Source organism: Ruania zhangjianzhongii, assembly GCF_008000995.1.
Lineage (GTDB): Bacteria > Actinomycetota > Actinomycetes > Actinomycetales > Beutenbergiaceae > Ruania > Ruania zhangjianzhongii.
Genome location: NZ_CP042828.1, coordinates 3,600,550 through 3,615,276, shown reverse-complemented (window position 1 = coordinate 3,615,276; position 14,727 = coordinate 3,600,550). Strand labels below are relative to the sequence as shown.

At 68.2% G+C, this 14,727-nt stretch carries 9 protein-coding genes; 7 read left to right on the top strand and 2 right to left on the bottom strand.

Annotated elements, in window-relative coordinates; all coding sequences use genetic code 11:
- Window positions 1-57: 57 nt before the first annotated feature.
- Window positions 58-2,277 (bottom strand): NADP-dependent isocitrate dehydrogenase, encoded by a 2,220-nt coding sequence (locus tag FU260_RS16715; protein ID WP_210418107.1) that lies wholly within the window; start codon window positions 2,275-2,277, stop codon window positions 58-60.
- 689 nt (window positions 2,278-2,966) lie between these two features.
- Here FU260_RS16715 and FU260_RS16710 point away from each other — a divergent pair.
- The 3 genes from FU260_RS16710 to FU260_RS16700 all read left to right on the top strand — a co-directional run bounded on the left by FU260_RS16710 (window position 2,967) and on the right by FU260_RS16700 (window position 7,628).
- Entirely contained in the window at window positions 2,967-4,859 is a 1,893-nt protein-coding gene (locus FU260_RS16710) for an ABC transporter family substrate-binding protein (protein WP_147918082.1), read from the top strand.
- A 163-nt stretch (window positions 4,860-5,022) separates the two neighbouring features.
- A complete protein-coding gene (locus FU260_RS16705; protein WP_147918081.1) occupies window positions 5,023-6,561 on the top strand; it encodes an ABC transporter permease in 1,539 nt (512 codons plus the stop codon).
- Window positions 6,558-7,628, top strand: a complete 1,071-nt coding sequence (locus tag FU260_RS16700) for an ABC transporter permease (protein WP_147918080.1) — start codon at window positions 6,558-6,560, stop codon at window positions 7,626-7,628. The genes FU260_RS16705 and FU260_RS16700 overlap by 4 nt, the downstream gene beginning before the upstream one ends.
- 71 nt (window positions 7,629-7,699) lie before the next feature.
- On the opposite strand, the gene FU260_RS16695 is transcribed toward FU260_RS16700, so the two are convergent.
- Entirely contained in the window at window positions 7,700-8,287 is a 588-nt protein-coding gene (locus tag FU260_RS16695; RefSeq protein ID WP_147918079.1) for a PH domain-containing protein, read from the bottom strand.
- Window positions 8,288-8,367: 80 nt separating this feature from the next.
- Between FU260_RS16695 and FU260_RS16690 the strand changes: the two genes are divergently transcribed.
- The 4 genes from FU260_RS16690 to FU260_RS16675 all read left to right on the top strand — a co-directional run bounded on the left by FU260_RS16690 (window position 8,368) and on the right by FU260_RS16675 (window position 14,644).
- Window positions 8,368-10,203, top strand: coding sequence for an ABC transporter ATP-binding protein (locus FU260_RS16690; RefSeq protein ID WP_147918078.1), 1,836 nt, complete (start codon window positions 8,368-8,370; stop codon window positions 10,201-10,203).
- Between the two features lie 325 nt (window positions 10,204-10,528).
- The gene (gene typA / locus FU260_RS16685) at window positions 10,529-12,451 is read left to right on the top strand and encodes a translational GTPase TypA (protein WP_147918077.1); all 1,923 of its coding nucleotides are present in this window, start codon (window positions 10,529-10,531) and stop codon (window positions 12,449-12,451) included.
- Window positions 12,452-12,630: 179 nt separating this feature from the next.
- Complete coding sequence (locus FU260_RS16680; protein WP_168211820.1) at window positions 12,631-14,163, top strand: PIG-L family deacetylase; 1,533 nt, start codon at window positions 12,631-12,633, stop codon at window positions 14,161-14,163.
- Window positions 14,150-14,644 carry a flavin reductase family protein gene (locus FU260_RS16675; RefSeq protein WP_235912298.1) on the top strand — a complete coding sequence of 165 codons (495 nt, stop codon included), beginning with the start codon at window positions 14,150-14,152 and terminating at the stop codon, window positions 14,642-14,644. The genes FU260_RS16680 and FU260_RS16675 overlap by 14 nt, the downstream gene beginning before the upstream one ends.
- Window positions 14,645-14,727 lie beyond the last annotated feature (83 nt).

Sequence of the window (14,727 nt, the reverse complement as noted above, 5' to 3'; positions counted from 1 at the left end):
GTCGGGCGCCAGGTGAGGTGCTATCCCCACCTGACGCCCGCCGTCGTGCGTGATCTATCAGCCGAGGGTGGCGAGCACCTCGTTCAGCGTGGCCGAGGGCCGCATCACGGCATTCACCTTGGCTTCGTCCGGCCGGTAGTAGCCGCCAATCTCCGCCGGGGAGCCCTGCACCGCGAGCAGCTCGGCGACGATCGCCTCCTCGTTCTCCGCCAGCGCTGCGGCCAGCGGCCCGAAGCGGTCGGCCAGATCTGCGTCGGCGCTCTGGTTCGCCAGCTCGCGCGCCCAGTACAGCGCCAGGTAGAAGTGGCTGCCGCGGTTGTCGATCTCACCGGCCTTGCGGCTCGGGGACTTGTTCTCGTTCAAGAACGTGGCGGTCGCGCCGCCGAGCGTGTCGGCGAGCACCTGCGCGCGGGCGTTCTGCGTGGAGGTGGCCAGGTGCTGGAAGCTCTCCGCCAGCGCCAGGAACTCACCCAGGCTGTCCCAGCGCAGGTGGTTCTCCTCCACCAGCTGCTGGACATGCTTCGGGGCACTGCCACCGGCACCGGTCTCGAACAGACCGCCACCGTTGATCAGCGGCACCACGGAGAGCATCTTGGCGCTGGTGCCCAGCTCCAGGATCGGGAACAGGTCGGTGAGGTAGTCCCGCAACACGTTCCCGGTGACCGAGATGGTGTCCTCGCCCCGGCGGATCCGCTCCAGGGAGAACGTCGTGGCCTCCGCCGGAGACATGATCTCGATCTGCAGGCCCTCGGTGTCGTGCTCACCGAGGTACTCGGTCACCTTGGCGATCAGGTTGCGGTCGTGCGCGCGGGTCTCGTCCAGCCAGAACACCGCCGGGGTGCCGGTAGCACGGGCGCGGGTGACGGCGAGCTTCACCCAGTCGCGGATCGGCACGTCCTTGGTCTGGCAGGCGCGCCAGATGTCACCGGGGGACACCTGGTGGCTCATCAGCACGGTGCCGGCCGCGTCGACGACCTCGACCGTGCCCTCAGCGCTGATCTCGAAGGTCTTGTCGTGGCTGCCGTACTCCTCGGCCTTCTGCGCCATCAGGCCGACGTTCGGTACCGAGCCCATCGTGGTCGGGTCGAAGGCACCGTTCGCGCGGCAGTCCTCGATCACCGCCTGGTACACACCGGCATAGCTGGAGTCTGGGATCACGGCGAGAGTGTCTGCCTCTGCGTCATCGGCGTTCCACATGTGCCCGGAGGTGCGGATCATCGCCGGCATCGAAGCGTCGATGATCACGTCGCTGGGCACGTGCAGGTTGGTGATGCCCTTGTGCGAGTTCACCATCGCCAGATCCGGGCCTTCGGCCAGGCCCTTGTCGATCAGCGACTTCACCCCGGTGGCTACCTCGGGCTCCAGGGTGTCCAGTCCGCCGAGGATGGCGGCCAGCCCGTGCTCCGGGCCCAGGCCCGCGGCGGCCAGCTGGTCGCCGTAGGTGGCGAACAGCTCGGGGAAGAAGGCGCGCACGGCGCGGCCGAAGATGATCGGGTCGGAGACCTTCATCATCGTCGCCTTCAGGTGCACGGACAGCAGCACGCCCTCGGCCTTGGCACGCTGCACCTGCGCGGCGAGGAACTCATCCAGGGCGACGGCGCGCATCACCGTGGCGTCCACCACCTCACCGGCCAGTACGGGGATGGATTCCTTCAGCACTGTGGTGGTGCCGTCTGCGCCGACGAACCGGATGGTCAGGGTGTCGGCACTGCCCAGCACGACGGACTGCTCGTTGCTGCGGAAGTCGTCGGCGCCCATCGTGGCGACGTTGGTCTTCGAGTCCGGCGACCAGGCGCCCATCCGGTGCGGGTGGTTGCGCGCGTAGGCCTTCACTGCGGCCGGCGCCCGCCGGTCCGAGTTGCCCTCGCGCAGCACCGGGTTCACGGCGCTGCCCTTGACCGAGTCGTACCGGGCGCGAACGTCCTTCTCCTCCTCGGTGGCCGGCTCCTCCGGGTAGTCCGGAAGCTGGTAGCCCTGTGCCTGCAGCTCGGCGATCGCTGCCTTGAGCTGGGGCACCGAGGCGGAGATGTTCGGCAGCTTGATGATGTTGGCGCCGGGGGTGGTAGCCAGCTCGCCGAGCTCGGCGAGCGCATCGCCGATGCGTTGATCGGCCGGCAGGCGGTCGCCGAAGCCGGCGATGATGCGTCCCGCCAGGGAGATGTCCCGGGTGGTCACCTGCACCCCCGCGCTGGCTGCGTAGGTCTCGATCACCGGCAGCAGGGAGTGGGTCGCCAGCATCGGCGCCTCATCGGTGTGGGTGTAGATGATGGTGGACATGCGCAGGTCGTTCCCGTCGTCTCGGCTGTGTCTGGTAATTGCTCGACATCAAGATATCTCCTTCGGGCTAGATCAGCAGTGACCCCGGCCACCGCGCTCTCGGTTGCGCGGCGCCGAAGCAGAGGGCGTGGTCGCACCGATGCCGTGTGGGTAGGGCGTCGGCGCCCCGGGCAATCGAGCAGGTGGCGGCGAACGGGGCAGAACAATGCCCGCTCGATCACTCCGGGCGACCTGAAATGGACGGTCTGTTTTTGCTCGAATAGGTGGCCTTCGTGGCTGCGGGATAAACGGGCACTTTCCCGCCTCGCCGCATCCCGTCTCGCCTGCTTAGACGGGAATATCAACATGTGAGATCGTTTGTAAGTTGTCCACCTGAGCAGCGCAGACGTGCCTCCTCTGCCGTCCGAACCCTGGGACGGGCCAGTTTCCTGGCCGACTTTGCCCCTTCGGTCCGGTGACCAAGAAGCAGCTTCTCCGGCACGATGAGTGCCATTGAAAGGCCCGTCGGTAGACATCCGGGTCTCTCTTAGGTAACGATGCGGCTACAACATCGCGATTGGCGGGTCCAACAGCAACGGGGCGTGTGTACAGTTCCCGTGTCCATGGCGGACGCTCAGTTCGGCAGGCCCACCAGGTCATTCCGGATACCGGTCCGGGGCCGAACACCGACGCCATCTCTAGGAGGAACATTGAAGATCAGGCGAATTTCCGCCGCCGCTGCAATGGTTGCAGCGGGCGCGCTCGTACTGAGTGCGTGCCAGACGCCGGGCGAAGAAGAAGGCGACGACGCTGGCATCGACCAGAGCACAGCCGTCACCGTGGGCTGGAACCAGTCGTACTACGAGTACAACGATGACAGCGCCACCGGCAACGCCACGGCGAACGCGAACATCAACTACATGCTGAACGCGGGGTTCAACTACTACGACGCTGACCTGAACCTGGTGCAGGACACCTCGTTCGGTAGCTACGAGAAGCTCAGCGATGACCCGCTGACCGTCGAGTACACGATCAACGACGATCAGAAGTGGTCCGACGGCACTCCGGTGACCGCGGCCGATCTGCTCATGTACTGGGGCGCGGTCAGCGGCAACTTCAACACGGAAGAGTTCGAGACCGACGCCGAAGGTACCCCGATCGACGAGAACGGGGACCCGGTCCCGGAGGACCAGCTGGCGAACAGCGTCTTCTTCAACGCCACCGTGGACACGGTCGCCCTGATCGAGGACATGCCGGAGATCTCCGAGGATGGCCAGACCATCACCTTTACCTACACCAAGCCGTTCGCCGACTGGGAGACCAACCTCAGTATGGGCGTCCCGGCACACGTGGTGGCGATGCACGCTCTCGGCATCGAGGACCCGACCGAGGCCAAGCAGGCCCTGGTCGACGCGTTCGCGAACAACGACGCTGAAGCGCTCGCGCCCATCTCGGAGTTCTGGAACACGGGCTTCCAGTTCGGTGACACCCTGCCGGACGACGAGTCCCTGTACCTGTCCAGCGGCGCCTATGTGCTCGACGACTTCGTACGCGACCAGTACATCACCCTGAAGGCGAACCCGGACTACACGGGCGAGCACGCCGCGCAGATCGAGACGGTGACCGTCCGGTTCAACGAGGACCCGATGGCTCAGGTGCAGGCGCTGGAGAACGGCGAGCTGGACCTGATCTCCCCGCAGGCGAGTGCGGACACGCTGACCGCCCTGGAGGACCTCGGCGACGGATTCGAGGTGCTCACCGGGATCGGCCCGACGTATGAGCACGTCGACCTGGTCTTCAACAACGGGGGACCGTTCGACCCGGCCACCTATGACGGTGACGAGGACACCGCCCTGGCGGTGCGACAGGCCTTCCTGAAGCTGATCCCGCGGCAGGAGATCATCGACCGGATCATCACCCCGCTGAACCCCGAGGCCGAGGTTCGTGAGTCCTACAGCCAGACCCCGAGTGCACCGGGCTACGGTCCGATCACCGAGGTGAACGGGATGGCCGAGGCCTACCCGGTCGACGGTGACCCGGAGGGCGCCGCACAGCTGCTCGAGGACGCCGGCGTGGAGACCCCCGTCGAGGTCCGGATGCTCACTGCCGCCGACAACGTGCGGCGTCAGGATCAGCTGACGCTGATCACCCAGGCGGTGAGCGCCGACGGTCTGTTCGAGATCGTGGACGTCTCCAGCGGTGACTGGGGCTCGGAGCTGTCCGACAACAGCCTCTACGACGCCTCGATGTTCGGCTGGCAGTCCACCTCCACTGCGGTGACCGCCCCGGACGCGAACTTCCGCACCGGCAGCATCAACAATATGGGTGGCTTCAGCAACGACGAGGTCGACGGCCTCTTCGACCAGCTGCAGACCGAGACCGACCCCGACGCGCAGATCGAGATCCTCGGTCAGGTCGAGACGATCCTGGTGGAAGAGGGCTTCGGCAACACGATCTATCAGCACCCGCTGATCACCGGGTACAACGCGGAGCTGCAGGGTGTGGACCCGATCGCGTTGGCTCCGACCATCTTCTGGAACTTCTGGGAGTGGAGCACGACCCTGACCGATGACGAAGGCGGAGGCGAGGAGTCGGACGCCTGATCCTGGCTCTAGCCGTTGACGCGGTCACAGCTCGTGGGGGGCGCCTGCCCGGCGCCCCCCACGAGTGCCGCGTGAGGCTTCCACCGTTGTCCGGTGCGTTGCCAGAGGCTGGCGCTAGAGCTGGCCGAAGGTTCGCCCGTGCTGCCCCGCGAGGTTCCCACCTATGCTGAGATTTATTGTCCGCCGAGTCCTGATCGGCGTGGGCATCCTGATCCTGTCATCACTGCTGATGTACCTGATGGTCGATCTGGCGATGGACCCGCTCGAAGACATCCGGATGCGCCCGGACTCGAACGCGACCAAAGAGCTGCTGATGCAGCAGCGCATCGAGCTGCTGCACCTCGACCAACCGGTGATCAGCCGCTACTTCATGTGGCTGGGCAACTTCGTCACTGGGGACATGGGTACCGCCTGGACCACCAACCGTGAAGTGGTGGATATCCTCGCCGGCGCGATGGTCTCCACGATGCAGCTGGTCACCGCCTCCACCGTGCTGGCGATCATCCTCGGCATCGGAGTCGGCATCGTCTCCGCACTGCGCCAGTACTCCTCCTTCGACTACCTGATCACCTTCGTCTCCTTCCTGATGTTCTCGCTGCCCTCGTTCTGGGTGGCGGTCCTGCTGAAGCAGTGGGCAGCGATCGGGTACAATGACTTCCTCCGCGACCCGGTGATCGCGATCCCGGTGATGATCGGTATCGCCGCAGTGTTCGGCCTGGTCTGGGCACTCGCCTTGGGCGGGGCTCCCCAGCGCAGGCTGATCAACGGCGCCGCCGCCGGCGCGGTGACCCTCGCTGTGCTGCTCTACATCCAGCTCACCGACTGGTGGACGACGCCGAACATCGGCCCGGTGCTGCTGACCATCACCTCCCTGGGTATCGCACTCGGCGTGACCACGCTGTCCACCGGTCTGAAGAACCGGCGCTCGCTACTGACCGCCCTGACTGTGGCAGTCCTCGGCGTCGCGCTGTACATCCCGATGCAGTGGGTGTTCTACTACCTCACCCCGATGATGAACTGGGCCCTCGTGCTTGGCCTCGGCGTGCTGGCCGGTGTAGTCGGTGGGGTGGTCGGAGCCCTCTACCGCGGCCCGGACTGGCGTCAGTCGGTCCGTACCGGTGCGCTCACCGCTGTGCCGGTGGCGGCGCTGATCTTCATCGACCAGGTGATGCAGGTCTGGGGACCGTACACGAATGCCAACGCCATCGGTGGCCGTCCGATCCCCACGATCGGGGACACCACACCGAACCTGGGTGGAAACTTCTGGGTGGTCACGCTGGACCAGTACACCCACCTGATCCTGCCGACCGTCTCGTTGATGCTCATCTCCTTCGCGAGCTACACGCGGTACGCCCGCGGCAGCATGCTCGAGGTGATGAGCCAGGACTACATCCGCACGGCGCGGGCCAAGGGCCTCACCGAGCGCACGGTGATCATGCGGCACGGATTCCGGAACTCGCTGATCCCGATGGCCACGATCGTCCCGATCGACATCATCACCCTGATCGGTGGCGCGATCATCACCGAGAACATCTTCGGTAGACCGGGGATGGGGCAGATGTTCGTCCGACATCTGAACGCCAGCGATATCGAACCGGTGATGGCCTACCTGCTGATCGTCGCGTTCCTCGCGATCGTCGCGAACATCGTGGCCGACCTGATCTACGCCGTCCTCGACCCACGGATCCGGGTGGAAGCATGAGTAGCGATATGAACACTCCGCAGCCCCCCGACGAGTCCCGCGCCGGCGAGGCCGAGAACGCGATCGAGCTGCGCGCCGTCGAGGGCAAGTCCCAGGGGCAGATCGTCCGGGAACGGTTCTTCAGCCACCGGGGCGCGATCATCGGCCTCGTCGCACTGATCCTGATCGCGCTGCTCGCGCTCTCCTCGATCGGCTTCCCGGTCTTCGGCTGGTACGTCGGCGGCTGGTGGCAGTGGAACCCGGTGGAGACGCCGGCGTTGGTGAACCCCGGGGGAGCCCCCACGCTCACCATGCCGTGGAGCGATGCCGGCTTCGCGATCGGTGCCCACCCGTTCGGCCAGGACACGCTGGGACGGGACATCTTCGCTCGCACGATGAAGGGGGTGCAGACCTCCTTGGTGATCATGGTGGTGGTCGGCGTCGTCGTCACCGTGGTCGGAGTGCTGATCGGCGCGCTCGCCGGTTTCTACCGCGGCTGGACGGACACCGGTCTGATGCGGCTGACCGACCTGTTCATCACCATGCCCACGCTGGTGGTCGGTGCGGTGCTCGGAAAGCTGGTCGGCAGTGCCAGTGCCCTCCCGCTGGCATTGGCCCTGGGATTCATCTCCTGGACCACGATCGCCCGGCTGGTCCGCGGAGACTTCCTCTCCCTGCGAGAACGGGAGTTCGTCGACGCCGCCCGGGTGGCCGGTGCCAGCAACTCCCGGATCATCTTCAAGCACATCCTGCCCAACGCCATGGGCGTGATCATCGTGTCGGTCACGCTGATGATGAGCGCAGCGATCCTGCTGGAGACCGCCCTGAGCTACCTCGGTTTCGGTATCCAGGCGCCGAGCGTGTCCCTGGGCCGGATGATCAGCGACTACCAGAGCTCGTTCAGTACCCGGCCGTGGCTGTTCTGGTGGCCCGGGCTGTTCATCATCGTCGTCGTGCTGAGCGTGAACTTCATCGGGGACGGGTTGCGGGATGCCTTCGACCCCCGGCAGAAGAAGCTGCCGTCGGCGCGTTCGATGAAGCGAGCCGACCGGATCGCACAGCAGAGCACGGAAGCCTCGGCCTCGTGAGCCCGGCCATGGTGACGGCGTGCTCGCCCTGGCGACCGGCCGCCGTCGAGCGCTCGATCATGTTCGCGGTCTCAGCTGAACAGGTACGAGGCCACGGCGAGCAGCAGCGAACCGGCCAGCGCGGCGGCCTCCGGCAGGTTCCACGTGGTCTGGGGGGACAACGAGCCGATCGGCTGAGCCTTCAGGTGCCCGGCCTCGACGAGGGCTTCGCGCCGCTGCGCGATCGCCAGGGCTGCGGCGTCCGCGTTCCCGCTGCTTTTCAACGGGCTGGCGGTCTCCTGGCCGCCGCGCGCGCCCGGGCGGCGGGTGCGAGCGGCCATTCCGCTGCTGGCCGGTACCGCCCAGGCACTGACGGTGAGGTCCGCTGCGGTGACGGTCAAGGACCACTTGCTGTCCACAGCGCGCAGCACCGGCCAGGGCACGTGCACCGTGCGCAGGATGTTCGCCACGGTGACTCCGCCGTCGGAGACCTGCACCTGCGGGCGCCAGAACAGCGCCCAGGTCACCACCACGATGCACAGCACAGTGGGGCCGGAGCGCCAGAGCTCGCGGATGCCGCCGTCACTGACGAAGTAGGCCAGCGCCACCACGGCGACCACAGCCACCCCGATCGTCAGCACCCGGGCCATCGGCGTGCGGAACGTGAGAGTTTCGCCCATGGCTCTATGCTCCCAAACAACTTCTGCCGCGCGCGCATGGCGCACCCGGCGGGCCCGGTAGGAAGGAACGGTGACCACGCGTGAGCACGCCGACCACCACGGACTCTGCGACCAGCAGCGATGAGTTCCTCCTGCAGGTGCGCGACCTCAGCGTCGAGTTCTACGTCGAGGGGGAGTGGTTCACTGCTGCCGACAAGATCTCCTACGAGGTCAAGGCCGGTGAGGTGCTGGCCATCGTCGGCGAGTCCGGCTCCGGGAAGTCCCAGTCCTCGATGTCGCTGCTCGGGTTGCTGCCTCCGAACGGGCGCACCCGTGGCAGCGCGAAGATGGGCGATACCGAGCTGGTGGGGCTCACCGGTCCGGCACTGCGCAAGATCCGCGGCAACGAGATCGCGGTGATCTTCCAGGAGCCGATGACCGCGCTGAACCCGGTCTACCCGGTCGGCTTCCAGATCGTGGAGACGCTGCGCACGCACTTCGACATGGGCCCGTCGAAGGCCACCGAGCGTGCGCTGGAGCTGCTCGAGCTGGTGGAAATGCCGAACCCGCAGGTCCGGTTCCACTCCTACCCGCACCAACTCTCCGGTGGTCAGCGCCAGCGCGCGATGATCGCCCAGTCGCTGGCCTGCGACCCGAGGCTGCTGATCGCCGACGAACCGACCACCGCGCTCGACGTGACGGTGCAGGCGGAGATCCTCAAGCTGATGCGGGACCTGCGGTCACGGATCGACTCCGGCATCATCCTGATCACCCACGACATGGGCGTGGTGGCCGATATGGCCGATTCAATCGTGGTGATGCGCCGCGGCAAGGTGGTGGAGCGAGGCACCGCCGACGAGATCTTCAACAACCCGCAGCATCCCTACACCCGCGAGCTGCTCGGCGCCGTACCGCACCTGGGCGGCAAGTCCGCCCTGGACGTCACCGAACCCGCACCGGGCGCTGCACCCACCCCGGGGACCAACGACCAGACCGCCGCTGACCTGGGCGGCGAGCACGTGCTGGTGGCGCAGGACATGGTCATCGAGTACCCCAAGCGCGGCCGGGTGCCCGCTTTCCGGGCTGTGGACCAGGTGGACCTCAGTATCGGGGCCGGTGAGGTGGTGGGTCTGGTCGGCGAGTCCGGGTCCGGCAAGACCACGATCGGGCGGGCCGTGGTCGGTCTGCTGCCGGTCAAGGAGGGCAAGCTGGAGATCGCCGGCCAGGACATGGTCGGGATCAAGCCGAAGCCGCTGCGGGCGCTGCGCAAGCAGGTCGGCATCGTGTTCCAGGACCCGGGCTCCTCGCTGAACCCGCGGCTACCGATCGGTGAGTCGATCGGTGAACCCCTCTACCTGCACACCGGGATCAAGGGCACCGAGCTCACGAAACGCATCGATGTGCTGCTGGACCAGGTGGAGCTGCCCCGCGCTATGCGCAACCGGTACCCGCACGAGCTCTCCGGCGGGCAGCGGCAGCGAGTGGGCATCGCCCGGGCGCTGAGCCTGGAGCCGAAGATCCTGGTGGCGGACGAGCCCACCTCGGCCCTGGACGTCTCGGTGCAGGCCAACGTGCTCGAGCTGTTCACCGAGCTGCAGCGCGAGCACGGCTTCGCCTGCCTGTTCATCAGCCACGACCTGGCCGTGGTGGAGATGCTCGCCACCCGGATCGCGGTGATGCACCACGGCAAGCTGGTGGAGATCGGACCCACGTCGCAGATCGTCAACGACCCGCAGGAGGCCTACACTCAGCGGCTCATCGCTGCGGTGCCGGTACCGGACCCGGCCGAGCAGCGGACCCGCCGGGAGCGCCGGGACGCGCTGCTCGCGGCGAATGCTGCGGAGCAGGCAGCCGACGACGAGTACGCCGCCACCCACGGCGGCGGCGACCGGCTGAACGGGATGGACACCCAGCGCGGGCCCGGCGCCGGGGTCTGACCCGGTTGCGGCGGGGCGCCGCCGCGCCGTAGACCGCGGATTCGTTACTTCGCCCGCCCGGTCGTGCTCCGTGAGCACGACCGGGCGGGCGAAGTAACGAGGAGCCTGGCGGCTGGTCGACGGGCTCGATTCACTCGCACCGACGCCGCGGTGACGAATCACACGCTGGCCTCTGTGACCTGGCCCTCACCAGATCGCGGCCTTAGACGGTAAGATTGCCCTCTGGCGCCCGTGTCTCCCGCTGCCCGAACGAACCTGCGATCGGTAGCGCGTCGAGTGCGATCTGTGGCGCTGCCTTCCTCCCACGCGAAGAGAGAGTACCCGGATGAGCGTGCCCACCCTGCCTGCCGCGCTGCGCACCGACCTGCGCAATGTGGCGATCGTCGCCCACGTCGACCACGGGAAGACCACCCTGGTGGACGCGATGCTGTGGCAGTCGGGTGCGTTCGGCGACCACGACCACGTGGACGAACGGGCGATGGACTCCGGCGACCTGGAGCGGGAGAAGGGCATCACCATCCTCGCCAAGAACACCACCATCGCTTACGCCGGCCCGGCCGCTGCTACCGCCGGCCACCCCGAAGGCGTGACGATCAACGTGATCGATACCCCCGGGCACGCGGACTTCGGCGGCGAGGTGGAGCGCGGACTGTCCATGGTGGACGGTGTGGTGCTGCTGGTGGACGCCTCCGAAGGACCCCTGCCGCAGACCCGGTTCGTGCTCCGCAAGGCCCTCGCCGCGGCACTGCCGGTGATCCTCGTGGTGAACAAGGTGGACCGCGCCGACGCGCGCATCTCCGAGGTGGTCTCCGAGGCCCAGGACCTGCTTCTCTCCCTCGCCGCCGACCTGTCCGAGGAAGCGGCCGACCTGGACCTGGACGCCGTGCTGGACGTGCCGGTGGTGTACGCCTCCGCGAAGGCCGGCCGCGCGTCCCTGTCCCAGCCCGCTGACGGCGACCTGCCCGACGGCGCCGACCTGGAGCCGCTGTTCGAGACCATCCTCGGCACCATCCCGGCTCCCTCCTTCGACCCCGAGGCCCCGCTGCAGGCGCAGGTCACCAACCTGGACGCCTCCCCGTTCCTCGGCCGGCTCGCGCTGCTGCGGATCCACAACGGCACGATCCGCAAGGGTCAGACCGTGGCCTGGGTACGTCACGACGGCACCACCCGGAACGTGAAGATCAGCGAGCTGCTGCGCACCCAGGCGCTGGACCGGGTGCCGGCCACCGAGGCCAGCGCCGGCGACATCGTGGCCGTAGCCGGGATCGAGGACATCACCATCGGGGAGACCCTCACCGACCCCGACGACGTGCGCCCGCTGCCGTTGATCACCGTGGACGACCCGGCGATCTCGATGACGATCGGGATCAACACCGCACCGCTGGCCGGCCGGGTCAAGGGCGCCAAGGTGACCGCCCGCCAGGTCAAGGACCGGCTGGACCGGGAGCTGATCGGCAACGTGTCCCTGCGTGTGCTGCCCACCGAGCGCCCGGACGCCTGGGAGGTCCAGGGCCGCGGTGAGCTCGCCCTGGCGATCCTGGTGGAGCAGATGCGCCGCGAGGGCTTCGAGCTGACCGTCGGCAAGCCGCAGGTGGTGGTCCGGGAGATCGACGGCCGCACCCACGAGCCGATGGAGCGGATGACCATCGATGTGCCGGAGGACTACCTCGGTGCGGTCACCCAGCTGCTCGCCGCCCGCAAGGGCCGGATGGAGACGATGGCCAACCACGGCACCGGCTGGGTCCGGATGGAGTTCGTGGTCCCCGCCCGTGGCCTGATCGGCTTCCGCACCCGCTTCCTCACCGAGACCCGCGGCACCGGGATCGCCGCCTCGATCGCCGAGGGCTACGAGCCCTGGGCCGGGCCGATCGAGTTCCGCACCACCGGTTCGCTGGTGGCCGACCGGGCCGGAGTGGCCACCCCGTTCGCGATGCTGAACCTGCAGGACCGTGGCACGTTCTTCATCCAGCCGACCGATGAGGTCTACGAGGGCATGATCGTGGGTGAGAACGCTCGTGGTGACGACATGGACGTGAACATCACCAAGGAGAAGAAGCTCAACAACATCCGGTCCGCCACGGCCGAGACGTTCGAGAACCTCACCCCCTCGCGCACCCTCACCCTGGAGGAGTCGCTGGAGTTCGCCCGCGAGGACGAGTGCGTGGAGGTCACCCCGGAGGCAGTGCGCATCCGCAAGGTGATCCTGGACCAGCACGGCCGGGTGAAGGCGGCGCGCCGGAAGGGCTGAGCCGCGCGGGCTGCTCGCGAGGGTCCACCCGCCACAGATGCCGCGCCAGACACTCGTCTGAACACCGATTGGCAGACTGAGTACCGGAATTCCCGTACTCCACCTGCGAATCGGTACTCAGCCGGGTCTGCGGCACGGCTGGTGTCATCCCCGCGCCCGTGATGGGAGAGGATGGGCGGGTGAGCACCCCGCCGACCGAGCCCGCCGTCCAGCCCGGACCTGTGCTCGCGGTCTTCGCCCACCCGGACGACGAGACGCTCAGCGCCGGCGGTCTGCTCGCTCAACTGGCCCGCACCGCGCAGGTGCACCTGGTCACCAGCAACCGTGGTGAGCGCGGTGAGGTGATCCCCTCCGACATCGCCCATCTGGAGGGCCGTCCGGCCGAGCTCGCCGAGTTGCGCACGGCCGAGCTCGGCACTGCGCTGGCCGCCCTCGGCGTGACCGAGCACCGTTTCCTCGACCAGCTCGCCGGGCACACCGGGCCGGCCCGCTACACCGACTCCGGGATGCGCTGGGACGGCACCTCCCGGGTGCGGGCGCTGTCCGATCCCGGCGCCGACCGGACCGCGTTCAGCAAGGCGGACCCGGAGCAGGTGGCCTGGGTGCTGGCCGCGCACCTGCGCCGACTGCGCCCGGCGCTCGTGGTCACCGATGAGCCCGACGGCGGATACGGTCACCCGGACCATGTGCACGCCGCCCGGGTGACGGCTCGAGCGGTCCGGCTGGCGGCCGATCCGGAGGTAGCCGTCGACGGCGATCCGTGGTGGGTCCCGGCTCTCGCCTGGATCGTGCGGCCAGCATCCGAGGTGCGCACTGCCGCGGCCTGGCTGCAGCACAGTCCGGCCCGCCCGCGGCTGAGCATGATGGGGCGCGCGCTGCAGGTGGTCGACGCCGAGGGCGAGCAGCCCACGATCGTGGTCCCGGACGAGCAGGTGGACGCAACAGTGGACACCTCCGCAGTAGCGGACCAGCTCCTCGCCGCGGTGCGCGCCCACCGCAGCCAGGTGCAGGAAGCCACGCTCGCCGAAGGGGCGGTACCGGCGGTAGCCGCTGTTCCGGCGGCACCGGCCGCCTCAGCGGTACCGGAGGCACCAGCGGTACCGGAGGCACCAGCCGCACCGAGCGCACGGGCGCACGATCCCGGCGCCCCGCCCCGCCCGGAATCGGTGATCGGCTGGTTCGCACTCAGCAACGACATCCTGCAACCCCTGTACAACCGGGCCTGGCTGCGCGCTGACACCAGCTGGTGCGCGCCCGCGACGCTGCGCACCACCCTGACGGACCTGACCACCGCCAGTTCCGCCGTCGGCGATCTGGACGGGCGAACCGGACCGGGCCAGGACGGCTCCGCCGTCGACGAGGTGCCGCGCTGGTACCTGACCGCGATGACGGCCTTCACCGTGGTGATGGGGGTGATCTTCGCCTTCGCCGGCACCGCCTTCCACCGGTGGACCCCGCCGTGGGGCATCATCATGGCGCTGGTCGCCGTGGCGGCCGGGGGAGTGCTCGCCCGCACGTTCGCCGACCGTCGTGGCGCCGTCGGGTACGCGCTCGCCGTCACCGTGACGGTCTTCGCGACCACCTGGTGGCGTCCTGGCGGAGATGTGCTGGTCACCGCCCAGCCGATCGGGTACATCTGGCTGGTAGGCGCGCTGGTGGCCGGGGTCGTGGGGATGGCCGCACCGAAGGGATGGTTCCGTGACGAGCCTTGACGAGAAGGACGCTTTCCGCGCAGTGATGTCGCGGCTGGCGTCCGGGGTGAGTGTGGTGGCCGCGCGGGACGGCCGGCACGACCTGGCGATGACGGCCACCTCGCTGGTATCGGTCTCTCTCGACCCGCCGACCGTGCTGTTCTGCGTGCATTCGGACGCCCGGATCGCCGACGCGGTGTCCGAGGGAAGCCGCTGGGCGGTGAGCATCCTCGCCGAGAGCGGGCTCCCCGAGGCGGACTGGCTCGCTACCCCAGGCCGGCCCACGTTGGACCAGCTCGTCCGGGTTCCGCACACCCGCGGGGAGCTCTCCGGGGCCGCCGTCCTTACCGCAGCGGCCGCCTGGCTGGAGTGCGAGACCACCTGGGTGCGACCCGCAGCCAGCCACGATGTGGTCGTCGGGACCGTCCTGGCCACCGGAGTCGCCCCGGAGAAGACAGGTGCGGTCGTTCACCATCTCGGCGGACTTCGACCCCTGCGCTGACCGACACAACCTTCCGCGCCTGGCAAGCGTCAGAGAAAGTGACGACGTGGGCGCGTGCGTGTGCGAGAAACCGCGGATCTGCC